This window comes from Bifidobacterium sp. ESL0790 (assembly GCF_029395435.1).
Lineage (GTDB): Bacteria > Actinomycetota > Actinomycetes > Actinomycetales > Bifidobacteriaceae > Bifidobacterium.
Genome location: NZ_CP113915.1, coordinates 246,132 through 268,648, shown reverse-complemented (window position 1 = coordinate 268,648; position 22,517 = coordinate 246,132). Strand labels below are relative to the sequence as shown.

At 60.3% G+C, this 22,517-nt stretch carries 9 protein-coding genes and 2 pseudogenes; 3 read left to right on the top strand and 8 right to left on the bottom strand.

Translation table 11 applies throughout. The annotated features are described in order from the left end of the window. Window positions 1–203: 203 nt before the first annotated feature. Together OZY47_RS00865 and OZY47_RS00860 are read right to left on the bottom strand one after the other, a co-directional pair. On the bottom strand, window positions 204–758 hold the full coding sequence (locus OZY47_RS00865) for a type 1 glutamine amidotransferase domain-containing protein (protein WP_277178076.1): 555 nt from the start codon (window positions 756–758) through the stop codon (window positions 204–206). 161 nt (window positions 759–919) lie between these two features. Next, complete coding sequence (locus OZY47_RS00860; protein WP_277178075.1) at window positions 920–3,352, bottom strand: DUF6541 family protein; 2,433 nt, start codon at window positions 3,350–3,352, stop codon at window positions 920–922. A gap of 496 nt (window positions 3,353–3,848) precedes the next feature. Here OZY47_RS00860 and OZY47_RS00855 point away from each other — a divergent pair, with 496 nt between their 5' ends. The 3 genes from OZY47_RS00855 to OZY47_RS00845 all read left to right on the top strand — a co-directional run bounded on the left by OZY47_RS00855 (window position 3,849) and on the right by OZY47_RS00845 (window position 10,646). Continuing rightward, entirely contained in the window at window positions 3,849–5,303 is a 1,455-nt protein-coding gene (locus OZY47_RS00855) for an ABC transporter permease (protein ID WP_277178074.1), read from the top strand. Continuing rightward, on the top strand, window positions 5,300–6,682 hold the full coding sequence (locus tag OZY47_RS00850; RefSeq protein WP_277178073.1) for an ATP-binding cassette domain-containing protein: 1,383 nt from the start codon (window positions 5,300–5,302) through the stop codon (window positions 6,680–6,682). Before OZY47_RS00855 ends, OZY47_RS00850 begins: the two co-directional genes overlap by 4 nt. 985 nt (window positions 6,683–7,667) lie before the next feature. After that, on the top strand, window positions 7,668–10,646 hold the full coding sequence (locus OZY47_RS00845) for a BspA family leucine-rich repeat surface protein (RefSeq protein ID WP_277178072.1): 2,979 nt from the start codon (window positions 7,668–7,670) through the stop codon (window positions 10,644–10,646). A 466-nt stretch (window positions 10,647–11,112) separates the two neighbouring features. On the opposite strand, the gene OZY47_RS00840 is transcribed toward OZY47_RS00845, so the two are convergent. The 6 genes and pseudogenes from OZY47_RS00840 to OZY47_RS00815 form a co-directional block, all read right to left on the bottom strand. Then, the gene (locus tag OZY47_RS00840) at window positions 11,113–11,976 is read right to left on the bottom strand and encodes an HD domain-containing protein (RefSeq protein WP_277178071.1); all 864 of its coding nucleotides are present in this window, start codon (window positions 11,974–11,976) and stop codon (window positions 11,113–11,115) included. Between the two features lie 168 nt (window positions 11,977–12,144). Beyond that, window positions 12,145–13,005, bottom strand: a complete 861-nt coding sequence (locus OZY47_RS00835; RefSeq protein WP_277178070.1) for a class II glutamine amidotransferase — start codon at window positions 13,003–13,005, stop codon at window positions 12,145–12,147. Window positions 13,006–13,704: 699 nt separating this feature from the next. Continuing rightward, window positions 13,705–16,116, bottom strand: a pseudogene (locus tag OZY47_RS00830) (KUP/HAK/KT family potassium transporter); the annotation flags it as partial. Window positions 16,117–17,806: 1,690 nt separating this feature from the next. Further along, window positions 17,807–19,981 (bottom strand): annotated as a pseudogene (locus OZY47_RS00825) (KUP/HAK/KT family potassium transporter); the annotation flags it as partial. Window positions 19,982–20,720: 739 nt separating this feature from the next. Beyond that, window positions 20,721–21,677 (bottom strand): TatD family hydrolase, encoded by a 957-nt coding sequence (locus OZY47_RS00820; protein ID WP_277178069.1) that lies wholly within the window; start codon window positions 21,675–21,677, stop codon window positions 20,721–20,723. A 60-nt stretch (window positions 21,678–21,737) separates the two neighbouring features. Then, entirely contained in the window at window positions 21,738–22,085 is a 348-nt protein-coding gene (locus OZY47_RS00815; RefSeq protein WP_277178068.1) for a hypothetical protein, read from the bottom strand. Between the last annotated feature and the right edge of the window lie 432 nt (window positions 22,086–22,517).

Here is a 22,517-nt window from a genome sequence, read left to right as displayed (position 1 = left end):
GTTACAAAAGTGGCAGATACAAAACCGGGAATGGCTATTTTCCGCCGATTCTGGTTTCGTATCTGTCACTTTTGTGACTGTGATATTGAGTTAATAAAAAAGGTGCGCTCACACTTAAGCACAGATAAAAAATCAGAACTCTTGGAATTCCGCCGATTTACCAATCATATCTGCCCTTAAGTGTGAGCGCCCCTATCGGATATTCACTCCGCGAGCGTCTTCTCGATCTCGGCGACGAACGCGTCGAGGTCGGCGGGCTTGCGTGAGGTGATGAGCCGGAAGCCTTCGGCGTCGTCGACATGCACCTGCTCGTCGACGTACTTGCCGCCGGCGTTCTCGATGTCCGCGGCGATGTAGCGGCAAGCCGTCAGGGTCTTGCCCTTAAGCATGCCGGCGTTGACCAGCAACCAGGCGCCGTGGCAGATCGAGGCGATGGGCTTGCCCGCGGCCGCGAAATCCTTGGCGAGCGCCTGGGCCGCCGGGTCGACGCGAAGCCGGTCGACGTTGCAGGTGCCGCCAGGGACGACGAGCATGTCGAAATCATCGGCCTTGACCGCCGAATAGACGGTGTCCGCATCCACGATCTCGCCAACGTAACGGTCGTGGCGCACCGTCTCGATGATGCCGGGCTCGGCCGCCGCCAACGTGACGTCCGCGCCGTCCGCCCGCAGGTCGCGCAGCGGCCGAGTCATCTCGGTCTCCTCGATGCCCCAGTTGCGCACGATAATCAGTACTTTCTTGCCCTCAAGCGATGCCATAATGAACTCCTTATATTGTTGACGCCTTGCGCCACGCCATCAGTCCGTTGCCTTCATTGTAGGGATGCCATGCACCGAATAATCTCCACGCGCGAATATCGAAAGGCCCATTAAACGAGGCTGCCGAATCCAAGCTCAAAACCCCAACGACTCAAAACCGCTCACGCCCTGCCGCAGTTGATGCGGTAGAGGGCCCAGTCCTTGGCCTGGGGGGCGGCGGAGCTGAAGTCCTTGACCTTGGTGAGGGCGCCTTGGCGCTCGTAGGCGTCGATGAGGTCCTGGCGGTGGAAGACGTCGTATTGCTGGCGGAAGCTGAACATCTTGAGGCTCGGGGCCTGCGGGCCCATCGCGAGGAAGTATTTGGGCACGCCGCCGTCGATCGGGCAGGTGGTGGCGTCGAGCTGGCGCTGGTCGCCGGAGCCGAACGCCAACTCGGTCTGGCCGAAGATGGCGCCGTTCTTCTCGTGCATGGGGTTGTAGACCGGGAAGAGCATGTTGGCACCGAACGCGGCCGAGCCGTACATCGAGCCGTTGAGCGGGTCGGAGATGATGAGCGCGTCGGTGCCGGTGATGGCGACCGTCTGTTGCAGCACCTGGTATTTCGCGGCGGTGAGCTGCTCGTCGTAGGGCTTGCCGGTCAGCGTCATGTTGTGGGCGATGTCGTCGCTCAGCCCACTTCGGTTCGCATTGCCGAACTGGCAGGCCAGCGCAAGCGCCGCGAGCACGACGACCACGACGACCTTGCCACCAGAACGCGAGAGTTTGCGGGCGAATGCGCTCCGGTTTGAGTTGCGAGCGACCGGCTTGACGTTATCTCCACCTGCGCCGGCTTCGAATATTCGTTGCGACGTTGTGGATTCAAGATGCGTTGAATCAGAAGGCGAGACTTCGCGCCCAGCGCCCTTATCGGTTATTCCTTGCGACGACGCCGATACATGGCTCACACGAAGCGGCGACGCCAAAAGAACGGACTCTCCACCTTGTTGAGATTCCGACGACGCTCGGGGCGGGATGGCCTCAGGTAGGGGGGTCGAACCATCGGCGTCTTCCTCCGTATGAGCCGACACCGACACGTGGTTCGGGGAGTCGGATGATGAGGTCGAAAGAGCTGGGTCCTTGGCTGATTGTTTGGAGACGGAACCAGCAAAATCCTTTATTATTACTGGATCCACTCGCGCAACGACGCAGGCGACAAAGACCAGCAGCGGGATGATTGCGAACGGGATCATGGTCAGCGGGCGGGTCTCGGCGCGGTACCAGGCGGCGGCCACGATGTTGGGGAACCAGCCGGTCAGCGAGGTGGAGCAGATATAGACGAGGGCGACGAGCAGGAACGCGAGAATGAGCGAGATGGCGTCGTTTCGAATATCGCAGGCAAGCCACTGCGGCTCACGCCTGCTGTCATTGTCATCATCTCGGCCGTTTTGAGATTCCTGATTATCCGCATTATCCTGCAAGCCCGCAGCCAACCGCGGCTTCACCGCAACAACGATGGCAACCAACAGCGCCACGATGACGACGATGGCCATGAGCACGCCCGCGAAACCGCCGATATTGTCGGTGACGAAGACACGCAGGGCCTCGGGGACGGTGCGATTGGGCTTGTAGGTGTGGAACCAACTCGACGGGTCGAAGTAGCGCGTGGAATGGTAGTGGCCGATCATGTAGAAGAAGAACGAGACGGCGCAGACCACCACGGCCGCGAGCGCCGCGACGATGAGCTTCCATGGCAGGCGCATGAGCATGAACGGAGCCATCAACAGCAGCCAGGTGAAGGCGATGCGTGGGTGGGCGAAAACACATAGCGCGCCGAGCAGGATGGTCGCGATGAGCCAGCGGCCGACATGGTGGCGCGAGGCGATGGCGTCGAACAGGCGAAGCGTGACATAGAGCCAATACGGCAGCAGCGTGGTGGCGAGGCCGAACGAGATCAGCGGCCCGCTCGCCAGCATATAGAAGGGATGGCTGGCCGACGAGACCGCGAGGATCGGCACGATGATCATCATGCAGCAGGAGAACGGGCGCCAAGATGTCAGCGAAGTTGCGGCCTCGGAAGAACCATCGCTCTCGGTTGCCACGCGGCTTTCGGAAGAGCCAGCTTTTTCGGCACGATCGTCTCGTTCACCACCCTTAAGGTGACCACCGTTCCTGCCACGACCACCAACTTTGGAGCGGCCAGCTTCCCCAGCACGACCATCGACCTTGCGCGTCCAATAGCTGGCCAAGAGGCTCATACCCGTGGGCCACACCAGGCCCGATGTGGCGAGCCAGACGATGTTGAACGCGGCATAGATGCTGACGTTGACGCCAATCGCGCGTCCGGCCGCGATGATGCCGGCGGCGAGCAAGTGGAACATGGGAGGATAGTAGGCGTCATTGGGCCACAGGCGCGTCGCGGCGCCAACGCCCTCGCGCAGGATCTTGCGGATGAAGTAGTAGTGCGCCGGAGCGTCGATCTGCTGCAACGGCAGACTCCACGCCCCACTCGCGTTGGGGAACCATGCCACGACGATGCCGAACGCGGCGAGTACCCCCACCACCGCGCTCAGTGGCAGCGCCAGCGCGCGCAACCGTCGTTTCCATGTCCGTTTCATCACTCACATCGTAGCGGAACCGGGCCCGCGCCCGCCCGCCTCGCCCCAACTTGTAACGAAATCTGCATTTCGCGGGGCCAGCACTCCCTGGCAGCGGCCCAAAAATGGCGAGACCAAGATTTCGCGCCACAAAACAGCCACTGACGGGCACCTAGCGGCTTATTTATGGCGAAACCGAAATTATGCGCCATAAAGCAGCCACTGAGACGCGCTCAGGAGCCTATTGCATGGTTGAATCAGAATTATGTGTCACAAAACAGCCACTGACTCACACCCAAGGGCCTATTTATGCTGGCAACGACGACAGCGATGGAAGAGGCCCGCCGGTGAATGTTAAGTCCGCATACAGGTTATCGTCCGCACGCGCCCAGCCCGCCATTTTACAATGGGAGAGTTGCCCACACTGCGGCCTACCATCGGGTATTGTCCCGTGCCACGGCGCCAAGGGTGCGCGTCGCAGGGCGTAACGCGCAAGTTGCAAGGAAACGAGGAGCGGATGTTCGTACTGACAAACGCATGGCGGACGGTGTTGCGCCACAAATGGCGGAGCCTGGCGATTTTGGTGGTCGCGATGCTGGTCATGTTCGGCAGCGTCTTCGCGACGGCCGTGCGCACCGAGGACCACAAGGCCCACACCACGACCTACAGCCTGCAGAAGACGACAGCGGTCATCCGTCCGACGGCCAAGGAGTTCGTGCGCGAGAGCAACGCCGATTCCTCGATCACCAAGGATTACGTGCCGCTCGACACTTATAACGACTACCTGCAGATGCTCCAGCAGGGCGGTATGCAGCCGCAATACTCGATGAGCGTGGCGATGCCGATGCGCCAGACCGGCACGGTGAAGGCGATCGCGGGCAAGGCCGACAAAAGCGCCGACAAGACCGGCGGTGAATACACCATGTATGGCCTTTACAACAGCGCCGCGGAAACCGTGAACATCCCCGGCCAGTTCAAGATGACGCAAGGCAAGTCGCTCAACTACAAGTCGAAGGACGGCAAGGCGGCCCTGGTCTCCGAGGCCTTCGCGCGGAAGAACCACCTGAAGCTCGGCTCGTCGTTCAGCGTCGCCAATCCCAACGACGCCACCAAGGTCTACAAGCTCAAGGTGCGCGGCATCTACACTTACACCGACCCGGCTCCCCTGGGCTTGGGCGCCGACGCGAAGCTCGCCAAGAACAACCGCGACAACGCCATTTACGTGGGTCCTTACGCTTTCAATAACAACAATCTGAACGACGACTCGGCCACCGGCTGGGGCGCGCCCAGGTTCGACGTCGGCTTCGAGTTCGGCAGCCCCGACGAATACACCGCTTTCGCGGCCGCCGCCAAGACCATGGAGCTGCCGAAGGGCTACGAGATGAGCACGCCCGACCTCAATCACTATAAGGCCTCGCTCAAGCCGATTGATGCGCTTGACGCGACGATGAAGCCCGTGCTCACCGGCATCTACGTGGGTGGCGCCGTGCTGGGGCTGGCGCTGGTGGCGCTGAGCATGTGCCGGCGGCGCGACGAGATCGCCATGGACATGGTCATCGGCGTGGTGCGCGGTCGCATCGGCTGGCAGTTCGCGCTGGAGACGCTGATTCCCACACTTCCCGGTCTGCTTGTGGGCGGCGTGGCCGCGGCCTTCGCCTCGAAGCCGCTGGGGGCCGCGCTGACCTCCGGGCATGCGACGAAGGTGACTTCGGCCTGCTGGATGCCGATGTGGTATTGCCTCGGATTCGTGGTGCTGCTTGCGATTATGGCCTTCATGAGGGCTATCATCGCGCGCACCGAGCCCGTGTTTGACGCGCGTGAGGGTGCGGCCACGACTGCGGTTTCGGTGGATGACGAAGACGCGGATAAGGACGATAAGGACGATTCCGACGCTGATACCGATTCCTCGGATGACAAGAGCGACGACGATACGACCGACGATGCCAAATCGGACGAGGAGGCGGAAGCATGAGCAAGCGCGATGACGGCAAAGCCGAAGACGAAACCGAGGACAAGGCCATGACCAAAAAAGCCGACGAGATCGAAAAGACCGCCAAAGACACTGCTGATGAGACGGCCGAGAGCAAGGCCACAGACTCGATGTCGGACGCCGACGAGGTGAAATACAGCGTCGTGTTCGACGACGAGGACGATTCGATCCTTGACATCGATGACGCCGGCGATGAGGATGACAGCGACGCTGACGACGACAACGATGCGACTGACGACGAAGTCGAAGCCGAAGGTGATGAGGATGCCGACACTGAGGACGATGGCCAGGCCGCGAAGCCCCAGGCTTCCAAGGCGACCAAGTCCGCGACAAAGTCGGCCAAACCGAAGGCCAAAACATCCAAAGCAGCCGATAACCATGCCACCACGAAGTCAAAGGCCAAGGCCCAAACCACTTCCGCCACCAAGTCCAAGACGAAGGCGAAGCCAGGTGTGGGCGACGAGGCGGCGGGCAAGAACGCCGAACATGTGCGCGAGACGCTGAAGCTCCGCGACGAGGGCGACGACGGGCTCAGCTCGCACGAGGACAAGTCCAAAGCCCCCGAACCAGCCACCGTCATCTCCTCAAAAATCGACAAGGCCGAGGCCGCCGAGGCGGACATCCGGCTCAAGCCGAACCCCACGTTCGGTTTCGACCACGTCACGTTGCAAAACCGCAAGACGGGCCGCAACGCGCTCGACAACGTGAATTGGTCGTTCTTCGCCGGCAACCTCTACCTGTTGCAGAACGCCGATGATGAGCAGCGGCGTGCGTTCCTGGGCGCGGCGAGCGGATTCCTGCGCCTGGACGTCGGCCAGATCACCGTGCGCAGCGTGAGCCTCAACGAGCTCGAGATCTCCGAGATCCGAGGCCACCGCGTCGCGCTGCTCACCCAGCTGCACAACGTGCGCGGCGACCTCGACGCCCTGACCAACCTGACCTTCGCGATGAGCTCCTCGGGGCGCACGTTCCTCAAGCCGGTGCCCGTGCGGGCGCGCGAGCTGCTCAAGCAGGTCGGGTTCGACCAGGCCACGACCGGCATGCCGCTGAACAAGCTGAGCGAGCTGGACCAGCGCCGGGTGGCCATCGCCCGCGCGATCTCGTGCGAGCCCACGGTCATCATCGCCGACGATCCGGCCGGCGGACTCAAGCCCGAGGACCGCGAGGTGGTGCTCAACCTGCTGACGAAGCTGGCACATTCGCGTGATCCGAAATACTGCGTCATCGTCATCGGCCCCATGCTTGGCTCGGCTGAGGCTGGGACTAACGCTGGCTCGAAAGACAGCAAAGACAAGGATTCCGAGCAGCCCACGCTGGCCGAGGCCTATCTCGCCGCCGCCGACAAGACCTACGAGTTCTGAGCTTAGGTTTCCGGTAATTTTCTGGAAGCCTGCTGGCGTCAAATCGCTAGCGGGCTTTCTTATTCCGTTCCACCCACTTCCTCATCGACTCCACGTCGCGCGCTCCGCCGCATTTTCTATCGCTGGCCGCAGTGGGTGCGGACGGAATGTTGGAGACCGGATAGGGAGGTTTCGGTCTTGGCTGGCGGGGTCTATGGGGAGGATGAGAAACGGCGCGCGGTCGACGCGTATTTCGAATGGAGCGTGGGGCTGCGGGGCGCGGTCCGGCGCCTGCGCTACCTATCGTCGACCACGATGCCATCGCCCACTTCTAAAAATAATTTAGAACTATGCGTGCAAACTTCTAAAAATTTTTAAGAAGTTATACCGTGAAATCGAGGTCGTGCCGGCCTAGCAGTGGGCGCTGCAAGGCTGAGCGGGAACGCTGCGGCAACAATGTTTGGTGTCGCGGACTTTTCGACGGCGTGAAATTTTCGGAATCACGAAATTTTTGGGATCACGGGATTTTCAGTGTTGCGGAATTTTCGACATCGGAAAACGTAAGACACGCCGAGAGTGGCCGTCGGAGCACCTTCACAACATAGATTTCAGGTCATACGAATCGGACGGATTCGGCGGTTTCATCGGACGAATTATCGCCCAAACGCAAGATTAATTAGACTGTGGTCACTCGGACGTTATAATATTATTTCATCTTTGGCAATGCGATACGTCACGAGTGCGGCCTTTCTTGAGTTGCACCCGGAAACGTGGTCGCAAGGCCGGTAACGGTGTCTTGAAGGGGTTATCCGATGTTGAACGTGGTGGTGTCCGTCCTCGCGTGCGCGGCGATGCTCGCGCCCTTGACCGGCAACCTATCGAATGTGGACAACCAAAAAAGCACCGAGATCGACCCCCCCCCGCAGTCCTAACGACCAATTCTTATCACAACTCACCAACTCAAACTAATCACTTCTCACCAATTTCCTTACCGTCGCTTTCGTCGTTGTCGAAACATGACAACCCGTCGCGCCCGTCCGCAAACCCACGTCGCGACCACCAACCCGATTCGAAACATCGCAGTTCCACACCTTCAGATTCCCGCAGTTCCGCACCCTCTAACTCCCGCGGTTCCAAACGTTCCAGTCACAGCGGCGCACGTTCGGACTCAATCCAAACGGCCTCGTCCATCCAGTCCCGGAAAAAGACGCAGACCGCCAAACCACCGGATGTAATCCACCAAGCGGATCCGGCCGAACAACCGCAGGTCGGCCCGCAAAGCTCCTGCACGCCAACGACAACGACCTGGCAGGGCAGCACGCACGGCGGCCCCGCCACCGACCACATCGACTGGACCATCGACGGTGACTGCAAAATGACGGTGACCGGCGGCTCCCTCAGCCAAAACTACTATTACATGTACCTCCCTTGGTTGGAAAACGGCTACTTCTCCAAAGTCGCATCTTTGTCTATCGGCAACCTGACCCTCCAGCCAGGAGTCACCAGCATGTATTGCTGGTTCGGTGGCATGACTGCGCTTTCGTCTGTTTCCGCTCCGAATCTTGATACTAGTCATATCACCAACATGCAAGGTTTGTTCGACAATTGCAGCAACCTTCTCAGTGTCGATCTGACCGGCTGGAAGACCGGCAACGTGACCACCATGTTGGATATGTTTTACGGTACCGCCCTGAATGAGCTGGATATGAACGGCTGGGACATCTCCAAAGTGACCGACACCAGGGAAATGTTCCTAAATTGCAATTCGTTGAAGAAGCTGAAGATGACCAATTGGACGATCAGCCAGGCCTCCGCGGCTCTAATGGCGGCAGCCATCAAGATGGCCCCGGCCGCCACCAACGTGGACCTCTCCCATCTCAACGGCGGCAACACCACCAGCCTTAACGGCCTGTTCCAACAATCCAACGCCAGCACCACCATCACCGAATACGATCTGACCGGATGGAACCTGCCCCATATCGCCGACCTTGGTGCCATGTTCTACAACAACAGGATTGTCACCACCATCAAGATGGACCACTGGACGCTCAGCGACACGCCCACCAGCATGGGCTACATGTTCGGCAGCTGCACAAACCTGGAAAAGGTCACCGCCGACAGCCTCGACACCAGCCACGTCACCAACATGGGCTACATGTTCGACAACTGCCAGAAACTCGGCATGACCCACATGCCCCTCCTCAGCAATTGGGATACCAAGCGCGTCACCGACATGAGCTATATGTTCTCAAGTTGCTCCAGTATCTTCAGGTTTGACCTCACCAGTTGGGATGTTCGCAGCGTCATCAGCATGCATGGCATGTTTTATGGGAACCACCAACTGCTCAGTCTCGATCTGAGCACGTGGCACACCACAAGCCTCACCGACACGAACTGCATGTTCCAAAACAACTGGTCATTGGCCACACTTGATCTGAGCGGCTGGGATACAAGCCACGTGACCGATTCCACCGATATGTTCGACCGCACTAACCTGCAACGCATCCGTTTGGGCGCGAACACGGGGAAACTCAACCAATCGATTCGCACCTCGGTCTTCCCCACCAGCCCCATTAAGACCATCTATGCGGAAGGCACATTACAGCCGACAACATTCCCCGACGGGTCCACCACCTACGCCCTGCCCCACTTCCAATCCAACGGCATCCCTTCTGACGCCTTCACTACCGCGGTGACCCAGCCCACCTGGTTCGGCGTCGCCAAAATAGGCATCCAGTACACGCACGCCGACGGCACTGTCGGCGATTATCCCCATCCCTGCCTCGACTGGACCGGAGCCGGCACCTGCACCGTGGCCAGATCAACCGGACTCACCGGCTCCCCGAGCCGTCGTCTCAGCTGGATCGACACTGGCAACACCGCCCACATCCCCGGCGACACCCTCACCCAAGACGGGTTCCTGACCGTCACACCCCAATGGAACCCCATGCCCGTGCCCACGGTCGCCACGGTCACCTGGCCGCACGACATGGGCGGAGGGTCCAAGAGCATACGGGCCACCGGCACCGCCACCGACCTACGCAGCGACGACACCATCCCCGTGCGCTTCACCTGGACCGACACGACCAGCACCGAACAGCATACGGACACTACCGCCACCATCGACGGCAGCGACTGGACCGCGGACCTTACTGATACACCCAGCTTCGCGAGCATAAAGGCCGCCGATAAGATCGGCACGGGAACGAAGGTGACCGTCACCGCACGGGTGAAGGACGCCGGCGGCCCACTTGGTTATTGGTCCGCAGCCAAGGATGGAAACGCGGACATGGTCGCGCCGGGACTGTCAAGCTCCTACGCCAATTCTAACGGGGCCGGCGGAATTGCCATGAGCTCCGACCGGTCGCAGGCAGTCGCGGAGCCCGGAGACACGCTGACCATCAGCTGGCTCGACGACACCGACACCCCCATCAGCTGGCCCGACGGCGGCGGCACCACCACGACGCTCACCGTCACCGCCGGCCCCGGCGGCCGGTTCACCGCCACCAAGCCAATCGCCGTCACCGGCGCCAAGAAAGTCCAATACACGCTCAGCGACGGCATCAACACCAGCGAGCCGGTCACCAAGAAGATCACCGACCCCATCACCGCCATCCCCCTCACCGGAGGCGAAGCCCAAGTGTGGTCCAAGCTCCTGCTCATCTTGCTCGCGGTAATGCTCATCGGAGCCACCACCACCCTCCGCAACCGCCGCAACCACGGCCTCCGCCTAGTCACCAACGGCCACACGATGCCGACGCCCCACGGCCTCACCACCAACGGCCATACCGTCAGTGGACCACCAGCGTCCAACCGCCACGCTGGCCGCCACACGACGAATCACCACAGCACCAGTCATCAATCCAACAACCACAATACCTCGACCGTGCAAACCAGCCTCTCGAAGGCCTCCACGGCCCCGTCGCACGCCAAGCTCCACCACGCCGCCAAACACACCAGCCACGGCCCCCGCCACACCAAGTAACCACCACGCCGCAAAGCCGCACCACAACTCACCACCACAACACCACCCGGGTCAAACAAGACCTGAGCTACCGGAGCCCCGACGAGCACCGCCGCGCTCTCGGCCTCATGGCGTAATCACACACACGGACAACACGAAAGCACCTCCAACATTCCATCCGCTCCCCGCGATTCAGCGATAGAAAATGAGACGAGAAAACGGTTAGGTGGTCTCTGAAGGATGTATTGTGCTCTTTGAGCGCGTTGGCGTAATCTTTGCACTTATTATCGTAATCTTTAAACCGGTTACCGTAATCCTTCAATCGGTTATCGTCTCTTTTGAACCGATTATCGTGACCTCTTTTAGTAATAACAGATTACTTTCAACTTTGTTTTATAATCCGTATTTTCTTTAAAGTACTACTAATAAAATCAGTATGATTCCCTTTGCAGCTCTGCTTTTCTTTCGTCAGCCGGCTCCCGAAGCTTCAGACCTCGCACTTCATGTCGAAGCGTTTGGCGAGGGCGGGGATATCGGGTACGCCGTACTTGATCACCAGGTCGCGCCACTCGCGCTCGTTCTTCTCACCGAAGCGGCGGGCCTTGCGAGCGTAGGCCTCGGCGGTCAGGAAGCGAGGCGGAATCGACTTGCTGTTATATTTGTCGGCGACCATGACGACTTCCTGCTCGAGGTTCATCGGCACGTAGTCGGCCGGCGGCAACGGCAGTCCCTGCGCCACCACCTGCTCGCGGGTGAGGCCGACACCGGTATGGTTGCGGGCGAATTGCGCGATGGACTCGTCGACGCCCTGGCTGATGAGGTAATCGTAGCCACGCAGGCCGTGCAGGATGTAGTTCGGCCCGTCGAATTGCAGCTTGCCGCCTTCCGAACCGTCGTTCTTCAGCACGAGATAGGTGCCGATATCGTGCAGCATCGCGCCGACCACGGCCAGGTTCTCGTCAAACAGACGTGGGGGCACCGTGCCGCCGCGCACACCCTCGGTCGGGGGCACCATGGGCGCCACATGCTTGGCGATCGTAGCCGGGGTGACCGAAGTCGAGGACGAAGACGTGGCCGTCGAACCGCCATCGGATTTCTCTTCGCCGGAACCGGACTGCGCCTTCACCGTCAGCCCCGCGTTCATCGGATCAAAGTCGCCGGTGAGCTCCGGCGCGTCCTTCGGCAACGTGCAGCGCCGCGTGAACAGCGCGTTCTGCCGCCGCACCAGCTCCCTGGTGATGGTGGCGATGATGACGCAATGGGTGTGGATGAGGTCGTAGGCCGCCTGGGACGGCGCAATCTTCCGGTGCATTTCGTCGGCTTGCGCGAGTGTGGGAACAAATCCAGTCATGAGTCCCATTGTAGGGAATCATCGCGGGCAATGTTCCGCGCACCTCGAATCTTCCGCTCTGGGCAACGGTTCAGAAACCTCCAAAGGGCTTCGTGGAAATGTCCAGAATCCAAGAAATCTCAAGGGACTTCGTAGGCTATCAAAAACCATAGAAAGTCTCAGACGATCTCAGAGCGCCTCGATCTCGTACTCGCCGGTGGCACGGGAGGCAACCAACATGTGGTTGTTGGGCAGGTCGCGCCAGCCCTCGTCGGTGCGCTGACGGAACCCCGAGCTCGCCACCACAACACCCTTCGTGGCACCAGCCTTCGCGGGAGCGCCGGCTGAAGCGGAATCGTCAACGGAACCGTCCGCATCCCTGTCAATCCCCCGATAGCGAATCACGCCGTAATCCTCGGCCTGCCCCGTCCAGCCGTAATCGTTGTAAAAATCGATGATCTCGTCGTGCGTCTTCTCGTGGCCCACGGCGCGCACCGCCACCATACTCTCGGCGTCCTGCACGATGCAGTTGAAGCTGGAGCGCGGGTAGGTCTCACGCAGCTTGGCGACGGCCCGCCTCATGGCCTCGGGCAGCTTGAACCCGTCACGCACGAACCGCACGATGACGGCGAAGAAGATCGCGGAATCACTGTGCAGGCTGATCGACCCCAGAATCTCGCGGTCCACGTCGAAATCCGGATTGTCGAGCACGTTGACGCCGTCGTCGGAGGCGATGTGGCCGTTGTGGATAAAGCTCAGCCCGTCGAGTATGAAGGGCTGCTGGTTCTCGAGGACGCCCGGAACGCCGGGGCTCCCCCACCGCAAATGCCACAGCGCCCCGAGCGCCGGCACGTCCGCCAGCGACTCGAACTGCGGGTCCTCGTAGGCTGCCATCGTGGTGTGGTAGGCGCGCACGTCGTCCACATCCCAGTCATGCTCGCGCACGCCGGGCCCGCAATCCATCGACACGCCCCAGCCGTCGCGATGGATCTCGCTCAAACGGCGGAAATCCGCGGTGTCACGCGCCCCCAGCAAATCCCGTAAACTCAACTGCGCCGCATTGACGCTATACCCAAGAAGTCTGCACATAAGCCCTCACTATAGCGACTCGCGTTTAACCCCGCGTGAATCCTACGTAAACAAGGTCATAGACGTTAGTTGTAACGCGTGAAACCAAGTCTGTCGCGAGTCCGCGGAGGGCCGGTTGGTGGTATCTGACTTTTGGTCAGTATCACCTCATCTCGAATTCGTGCCATCTGATTTCGTTTTCGTCTCACGAGATTTTGCAGTAGTGCCACTTGATTTCGGTTTGGTCTCACCTGTTTTCGACATAGTCCTATGAGACCCTGTTTTCGTCTCACCTGACTTGGCTTTGATGCTCCTTGACCGTGTTGTCATGGCATCTGACGTCAGAGTAGTCCTATGAGATTCCGATTTCGTCTCATTTGACTTTGGTTTGGTACTACTCGTATCAGATTTTGTATTACGAGACTTTGGTTTGGTGCCATCTATCCTTGAAGTAATACCATCTGAAGCTGTTTTAGTCTCACTTGCTTTTGATGTAGTAGTACTTAATGTTGATTTAAGACCATGTGATACTGATTTCGTATCTTTTGATTTCGTTTTGGTGACCCTTGATTCGGTTTTAGTATCATCAGCTTCCGATTGAGGATTACCAGCCTCGGATTTAGCGGAACCGAGCTTGCTGCTCTGCCCCTCATCCTTGCCACGCCGAGTCTTGCGCAACGCCTTGCGCTGCAGGCGCGGCGGACGACGGGTGGAGACGAACAACGGCTGCACCTCGGTCACCGGGTTATACGGCGCCAGGCCGAACCACTTGACCGGCGACCCCGCGAGATGACGGATGGCGTACTTGGCCTTGAGGCTCAACGCCTCGCGCCCCGTGATCTTCGACTCGGGCATGAGCGCCTTGTGGATGAGCACGTAGCGCACGGTGCCGATGTCGGGATCGGCGTCGACCTTCGGATAGACGGACGTCTGCCGGGGCAGCTCCCCCGACTCCGAAAGATCGTGCATCACCTGGTGGATATAGGCGGGAATGGACTGCGAGACCTTGAAACCAAGCCGAATCCGCACACGGAAGATATAATCCGTGCCGAAGTTCTCCACCGAGTATTCGCGCGTGAACGGGTCGTCCGTGGTCTGCACGGACACGGCCCACCAGGCGCGGGCACGCTTCGGATGATCCGCGAAGATCGAGAAGAAGATGTCCGTGTCGAGGCGCCGAATCTCGGAATCCGAGGTCAGGTAGACGATGTTGTCGGCGAAATAGGGAATGGTGACGTCCTCGTGCAGGCGGGCGATCGCGGGCTTGAAATCACGCGGCAGCATGTGCCGGCGCTGCGAGCGCTCGATCTTGGTGCCGTCGTTCCAAGTGACCATGATGAAGAGAATCAGCATGGTGAGCAGCATGGTGAACCAGCCGCCGTGCAGGAACTTCGCCATCGAGGAGATGAAGAAGAGCGAGTCGGTGGTGACGAAGAGCGCGAAGAAGCACACCGAGATGACGTGATGGCGGCGGTGCCAGAGGTGGACGGTGAGCAGGATCGTCGTGGCGAGCATCGTGATGGTGAGCGCCAGGCCGTAGGCCGCCGAGATGTGCTCCGAATCCTTGAACAGCCCCAGCACCGAAAGCGTCGCTATACACAGCACGACGTTGACGGCGGGGATGTAGAGCTGGCCACGTGTGCGGGCCGGGTAGCGCACCTGGAGATGCGGCATCCAGTTGAGGCCGGTGGCCTCGGAGACCATCGTGAACGCGCCCGTAATCAGGGCCTGCGCGGCGATCACACCGGCGGCCACGGAAAGCAGCACGCCCACGTAGCGCACGTTCGGACTCATCATCTGGAAGAACGGGTTGAGCCCGCCCATCGCGTCGAGCGACTTGTCGCCCCGGTTGCGCAGCATCCACGCGCCCTGCCCGAAATAGTTGAGCACGAGCGCGATGTTGATGAAGGGCCAGGTGAAGTAGATGTTGCCGCGACCCACGTGGCCCATGTCGGAGTACAACGCCTCGGCGCCCGTGGTGGAGAGGAAGACCGTGCCCATCAGCGCGAGGCCGGCGGCGTTGCGGGAGCTGAAGAGGAAGCGCACGCCGTAGGCCGGGTTGAGGGCGGCGAACACGCTCCAGTCGCCGCCCAGGTTGACGATGCCGACCAGTGCGAGGAACGCGAACCAGACGAGCACCACCGAGCCGAAGACCTTGCCGATGCGCTCGGTGCCGCGCGATTGCACCGCGAAAAGGATGACGATGATGAGCAGGGTGATCATCAGCGAAAGGTTGTCATTCTGCTGGAAGACGGGTTGCAGCACGGGGATGGACTTAAGGCCCTCGACTGCGGACGAGATCGAGACGGCAGGGGTAAGCACCGAATCCGCCAGGAACGCCGCGCCGCCCACCATCGCGGGGATGACGAGCCATTTGCCATAGCGCCGCACGAGCGAGAAGAGCGCGAAGATGCCGCCCTCGCCGTTGTTGCCGGCGTGCATCGCCACGAGTACGTATTTCACCGTCGTGATGAGCATGAGCGTCCAGAAGACGAGCGAGAGGAGGCCGAGCACCGCCTCACGGTCGATGTTGGCGAGGCCGCCCTGGCCGGCGAGGAAGGTCTGCACCGTGTATAGCGGCGAGGTGCCGATGTCGCCGTAAACGACGCCGAGGGCGATGATGGCCATGCCCAGCGTCACGCGGTCGGGGCTGGCCTGCATCCTGCGCCACCCACGGCTGATGGGGTTGCGCGAGGGCTTGGTGGCCCGCCTGGCCTCCTCTCGCTGCGCGCGGATGTGGCGGGCGATCTCGCGGCGCTCCTCGCGGGTGAGGGTGTCGCGGGAGACCTTAGGGGCGTTGGTGAAGGTGTCGGCCCGCAGCAACGCGCGCTTCTCGGCCTCGGCCGCCGCCACATCGCTTTCGACTTTGGTCGCCGCTTTCTCGGATTCGGCCTTGGCTTCATGCGCGGCCTTGGCGGACTCGGCTTTCGTCTTGGCGGCCACCTTGTAGGTCTCCGCGTGGGCTTTACGGGCGGCCCTCGCCACCTCGGCCGACGCCTTCGCGGCCGCCTTGCGAGACTCGGCCTCCATCTTGCGGGTCTCGATCTCCATCTTGCGGGTCTCGCCGTCCGCTTCCCCTTCGACGGAACTCATCTTGCCCTTGAGCTCCGTCGCCTCGCGCGCGATACGAGCCTCACGCCGGCCTTGACGTTGGGAACGCTGAGGATATTGAGACTGCCGAGATTGCTGAGACTGGCTCCGCGATTCGCTTTGCCCTTGGCCCTGAGATCGTGCCGATTCATGATTCCGCGACTGCGCCATGACCGCCCTCCAAAAAGTGGAAACCAACGCGCTTGCTTCGTTTCGGGGCGCGAAAAACGACGCCCCATTTACAAACCAACGGGCAAGTCTAAGCCCTCGGCCACGGGCCCAAATACCAAGTTGACGGGCGGGCCGTTATTGTCTCTGGGTACGCTCTCCGTTGAGTGTAAAATCGTGAATCGAGATTTCGGCGTTCTTTCGCCAATATCGGTAATTACGGTCGTTCAATCGCCTCGCGCGACGCGCCGACAGGGCTTTCCAGCCATTTTCACAATTCCACCTACAGTAAAATCAATCACACCGTAAATATCGCAGAAATAAGTCAGACATTGACGTTTTGCCTTATTTAAATGCATCGAAACACCCGAAGCGAAACCCCGACCATAAACCAAATATGTTGGCCTATAACCATCCCCTCCCTGCCCCTAACAGACCGATCCTGCCCTTTTTGATACATTTTCAGGCTTTAAAATGTGCCGTTAAGGGCAGGAACGGAACATTAAGGGCAGGAAGTTCCAGCAAACGCGGAAAAGCCGCAAAAACGAAACCCCGACCATAAACCAAATGTGTTGGCCTATAACCATCCCCTCCCTGCCCCTAACAGACCGATCCTGCCCTTTTTGTTACATTTTCAGGCTTTAAAATGTGCCGTTAGGGGCAGGACCAGAGCATTAAGGGCAGGAACGGAACGTTAAGGGCAGGAAGTTCCAGCAAGCGCGGGAAAGCCACGGAAAGCCGCAAAACGGCTGTGTCCGGCGCCTATCGCTTAAAGAAACTCGACGATAGGAACCGGACATAGCCGTGACATATGGGAGCTACCTACGAAAGGCTGGGACGCTTAGCTCTTGGCGTCAGCCTTGGACTCGCCCGACTTGGGCTTGGCGGAAGCGGATGGGGACTTCGCCGTCGGCTTGGTGGCCTTGGCGGATTTTGCCTTCACCGATCCCCTCTTGGATTTGGTGGAAGTCGTCTCAGCCGAACCAGCCTTTGCTGCGACCTTGGCGGTCCTTGGCTTCGCGGCCTTCACCGACTCCGACTTGGTAGATTCTGACTTTGCAGGCTTACTGGTCTTCGCCTTCACGGATTTGGCGAGCGCGCCAAGCTCCTCGCTTTCGGCACTGGTCATGTCGGCGACCTTGATGGCCGCGGTCTTCGTCTTCGCGGCGGAGGTGGCAGACTTGCGCGTGGACCCCGCAGCCTTGGCACCGGTTTCCACCGAAGCCTTGGAAGCAGACGCAGACGCCTTCTTCGCGGTCGTCGTTTTGGCGCCAACCGTGCCATTCTCGGTCAGCACCTTCGCGGCGGCCTTGATGGCAGCGGCCTTGGCGAGCCGGGCCTTGTTGACGTCGACCCCGGCGTCCTTGAGCTTGGCGGCGCGGGTCTTGGCGACCACCGACCTGGCGGACTCGCCTCTGGTGCCAGCGGCTTCGTCCGCGCCCTTGCCCTTGCCGGCAGCGCCGAGCGTGGCCTTGGACTCGGAAGCACCGGTCTCGCCACGATGGGCCACCTTGCGCAACGCCTTGCGCTGCAGGCGCGGGGGCCTGCGCGTGGAGACGAACAGCGGCTGCACCTCGGTCACCGGGTTATACGGCGCCAGGCCGAACCACTTGACCGGCGAACCGGCCACACGGCGAATCGAATACTTCATCTTGAGCGAAAGCGCCTCGCGCGCGGTGATCTTCGACTCGGGCATGAGCGCCTTGTGCACCAGCACGTAGCGCACGGTGCCGATGTCGGGATCGGCGTCGACCTTCGGGTACGACGACTTCTGCTGCGGCAACTCGCCCGATTCCGAAAGGTCGTGCATCACCTGGTGGATATACGCCGGGATGGATTGCGAGACCTTGAAGCCAAGCCGAATCCGCACGCGGAAGATATAGTCCGTGTCGAAGTTCTCGACGGAATACTCGCGCGTGAACGGCTCGTCGGTGGTCTGCACCGACACGGCCCACCAGGCGCGGGCGCGCTTGGGGTGGTCGGCGAAGATCGAGAAGAAGATATCGGTGTCGAGGCGCCGAATCTCGGAATCCGAGGTCAGGTAGACGATATTATCGGCGAAATACGGGATGCGGAAGTCCTCGTGCAGCTTGGCCAGCGCGGGCTTGAAATCACGCGGGCGCATATGCCGACGCTGCGAGCGCTCGATCTTCGTGCCGTCGTCCCATGTGATCATGATTAGCAAGATCAGCGCGGTGAGGAGCATGGTGAACCAGCCGCCGTGCAGGAACTTCGCCATCGACGAAATAAAGAACAACGTCTGGATGGCGATGAACACGACGAAGAAGATGCCGGCGAACACACGGTGATGGTGGTACCAGATGTAGACGCTCAACAGGATGGTCGTGGTGATCATCGTGATGGTGAGCGCCAGGCCGTAGGCCGCCGAGATATGTTCGGAATCCTTGAAGAGGCCGAGCACGCAGAGCGTGGCGACGCACAGCACCAGGTTGATGACCGGGATGTAGAGCTGGCCGCGCGTGCGGGCCGGGTAACGCACCTGAAGATGCGGCATCCAGTTCAAGCCGGTGGCCTCGGAGACCATCGTGAACGCGCCGGTGATCAGAGCCTGCGAAGCGATCACGCCTGCCGCGACGGAAAGGATGACGCCGACATAGCGCACGTTCGGGCTCATCATCTCGAAGAACGGGTTGACGTTGACGAGCGCGGTGTTGCCTTGGTTGCGCAGCATCCACGCGCCCTGCCCGAAGTAGTTGAAGACGAGGGCGACGAAGATGAACGGCCAGGTGAAGTAGATGTTGCCGCGGCCCACATGGCCCATGTCGGAATAGAGCGCCTCGGCGCCGGTGGTCGACAGGAATACGGTGCCCATGATGGCCAGGCCGGCCACGTTGTGCGGGCTGAAGAGGAAGCGGATGCCCCACACGGGGTTGATGGCCTCGAAGATGCTCCAGTCACCGCCGAGGTTTGCGATGCCGGTGATCGCGAGGAAGGCGAACCAGACCATCACCACCGAGCCGAAGACCTTGCCGATGCGCTCGGTGCCGCGCGATTGCACGCTGAAGAGCACTAGGATGATGACGATGGTGATCATCAGCGAAAGGTTGGGGGTCTCCTGGAACGCAGGTTGGAAGACAGGTATGGATTTCAGGCCCTCGACTGCCGACGAGATCGAGACCGCGGGGGTGAGCACGGAATCCGCCAGGAACGCCGCGCCGCCCAGCATCGCGGGGATGACGAGCCATTTGCCGTGCTTGCGGATCAGCGAGAAGAGCGCGAAGATGCCGCCCTCGCCCTTGTTGTCGATGCGCATGGCGACGAAGACGTATTTCACCGTCGTGATGAGCGTGATAGACCAGAAGACCAGCGAAAGCAGGCCGAGCACCGCCGGACGGTCGATGTTGGCGAGGCCGCCTTGGCCGGCGAGGAAGGTCTGTGAGGTGTAGAGCGGCGAGGTGCCGATATCGCCGTAGACCACGCCGAGCGCGACGATGGCCATGCCGAGGGTCACCTTGTCGGAACTGGACTGCATCTTGCGCCACCAGCGGCCGATGGGCCCGCGGCTGGTCTTGGCGAGGCGCTGCGCCTCCTGCTTCTTCTCCTCGCGGTGCCTGGCGATCTCCTTGCGCTCCTCGTCGGTCAGCGTGCGGCGCGAGACCCTGGGGGCGTTGGTGAAGGTGTCGGCCCGCAGCAAGGCGCGCTTCTCGGCGCGTTCGGCGGCCACGGCGTCCTTGCGCACGCGGGCCTCGCCGCCATGCACGGCGCTTTTGGCCTTGCCGGCCTCCTTGCGAATCTCCTTGCGCACCTCGCTGCGGCCAGTCTTGAGTGCGGAGACGGACGAGGATTTCGCGCCGGTCTTGGCGGCGGACTTCGCGGCGGCCTTGGTCGCCTTGGTTTTGACGGCGCCAGTCTTCGTTGCACCAGTCTTGGCAGCCGCGGTCTTGGACGAGGTTTTGGAAGTGGATTTCGCGCCGGTTTTGGCGGCGGCCTTCGTCGCTTTTGCGCCTTTGGTGGCCTTTATGGTCTTTTCGGACTTCATCGTCTTGTCTGTATCGCCGTTATCGGTGGTGTTGGTATCCGCGTTGTTCATATTCGTGATGGTTGTGGTATCTGTGTTTGAATTGCCTGTGGTCGTACTGCCCGTACTTGAATTATCCACATTCGCAGATTCGGCGTTCACGCCCTTTTCGGCCTGTTTTCGCCCTGTTTGAGGGTGCAAAGACCCCTTCTGCTGTGGTTGCGCCATGACATGCCCTCCCGAGGCGGCTCTCTCTCCCGCATTTCAACATTGTTCGCGCCTGTTGCGGACGCTTCATAAAGTGAACCAACGGGCAAGTTTAGCCATGTCGCCTGAAATTGACAAAACCTAGGTGAGTGCCCAGCTCAGCCAAAACTCACGGCACCGCCCGCAAAATGCGCTTTCGCCTCGAAGTCACCGTTTTCGACCAAATTTATTTTATAAACGAAGCGCAAGGCCTTTATATACCGTAAACGGCCCTCGTGGTGCGTCGCGTCGCCTTGGCTATCTCGCCTATCGGTAAATTCATCGTGTCGGCGAGCGCCTTCAGGGTGTAAGGAATCATATATGGCGCGTTGGTGCGGCCACGATAGGGCATGGGTGTGAGATAGGGGGCGTCGGTCTCCACCATGATATGGTCGAGGCCCACGATCGCGGCGGAATTGCGAATCTCCTCGTTGCCTTTGAAACTCGCGGTTCCCGAGAAGCTCAGGTACCAGCCGTGCTCACGCGCGATCTCGGCGACCTCGGTGTCGGCGGCGTAGCTGTGGAAGACGGTGCGCTCAGGGGCGCCGTCGGCCAGCAGGGTCTCGACGACCTCCTTGTGGGCGTCGCGGTCGTGGATCTGCATCGGCAGGTTGAGTTCCTTGGCCAGGGCGATATGGGCGCGGAAGGCGTCACGTTGAATCTCCTTGGCGGCCTCGCCGGTGCGGAACAGGTCCATGCCTGTCTCACCGATCGCCACGACCTGCTCGGGGTATTTCGTGGCCAGGCGGTGGACTTCCGCGAGCGCGTCCTCGAAACTCACGTCATGCCACGGCTGGTATTTCAGCGGCAAGCCGTCGGGGCCGGGCACGCCGCGATGGCCGTGCAGCACCGCCTCGTTGGGATGGATCGCCAGGGCGTTGTGGACGCAATCGGGGTGGTCGAGCGCCACCTGCACCGCCACCTTGAGGTTCGGCAGCTCGCAGCCCACCTCGATGACGCCTTCGACGCCCACGGCCTTGGCCCGCTCAAGCTCCTCGCCGACGCTGTGGACCGGCACGGGCGGCTGGTCGCGCTCGATGGCCTGCCGGTTCATCTCCTCGGCGAAAGGCGGGACGGATTCGATGTGGGTGTGGTTGTCGATCACCTGCGCGTCGGCCGGCAATGGCTCGGGCGCCGGCGCCCAGCTTCGGTCACGATGTCGTTTGCTCATACTCCCAATCCTAGTCGCGCCTAGCCCCGTACGGCCCGCGTCCATACGGCACCCATGCCGTCACGCCGCGGCGGCTGGCCTAAGATCGGGATGCCTCTTGTTGAGATACTCATAAACAGCAGTCCGTATCAATGCCGACGTACTCATATTTTCTTGTTTGGCGCTGTCGCTGGCCCAACGATCCATAGCCTCCGTCGTACGCGTGTACCACGTTTTCCTCGCCGGTTGCCGGAACTCCGCTCGAGGCCTTCCAGCGAAAATCGCCGCCAAACCATCCTCGTCCATCGGCGCATCGGCTGAATACACCTGTGTCGGACCAACAGGCTTCATCTCTCCACGTTCGGCCATCGCATCAAGCTCCCAAGCCCTGCGACTGGCTTCTTCCTTGCTAATCTTGCGTGTCATCATTTCTCCTTAAGAACTCGGACATGAAATCAATCTCAGTTTGTATGGGTCAACGCATGAAATGCATGGACATTCCCGTCCTCCCATAACGCCGCATACACATCGATGTAATTTTTGACCAAATCGCCTTCATGCCGCGGGCCAAGAAACGCGAATGTCGTCTCTCCAGGCATGCCTTTTATTGGAATAGCATGCCTTTTATTGGAATAGCCTGCGTTCTATGAAACACGGCGTAGCGAATCTCTTCATCAGTAAAACCATGTTTCTTAGCCGATTCCTCGACAATAAGAGGCATTCCGGAATCCTTTCATCGACATTTACATTGACCACTTCTTTCTATTGACTAATTTTAGTTCATAAAAATAACAATACAATATTACCATACAAATACACAGTACCTTATATTTCACTTTGTCGTCTGAGAATGGGTCCATA

Excerpts from the sequence above, each read along its gene's own strand:
- OZY47_RS00815 (WP_277178068.1), bottom strand. The coding sequence starts at position 22,085 with ATGATGACACGCAAGATTAGCAAGGAAGAAGCCAGTCGCAGGGCTTGG.
- OZY47_RS00850 (WP_277178073.1), top strand. The coding sequence starts at position 5,300 with ATGAGCAAGCGCGATGACGGCAAAGCCGAAGACGAAACCGAGGACAAG.
- OZY47_RS00855 (WP_277178074.1), top strand. The coding sequence starts at position 3,849 with ATGTTCGTACTGACAAACGCATGGCGGACGGTGTTGCGCCACAAATGG.
- OZY47_RS00820 (WP_277178069.1), bottom strand. The coding sequence starts at position 21,677 with ATGAGCAAACGACATCGTGACCGAAGCTGGGCGCCGGCGCCCGAGCCA.
- OZY47_RS00860 (WP_277178075.1), bottom strand. The coding sequence starts at position 3,352 with ATGAAACGGACATGGAAACGACGGTTGCGCGCGCTGGCGCTGCCACTG.
- OZY47_RS00865 (WP_277178076.1), bottom strand. The coding sequence starts at position 758 with ATGGCATCGCTTGAGGGCAAGAAAGTACTGATTATCGTGCGCAACTGG.
- OZY47_RS00840 (WP_277178071.1), bottom strand. The coding sequence starts at position 11,976 with ATGACTGGATTTGTTCCCACACTCGCGCAAGCCGACGAAATGCACCGG.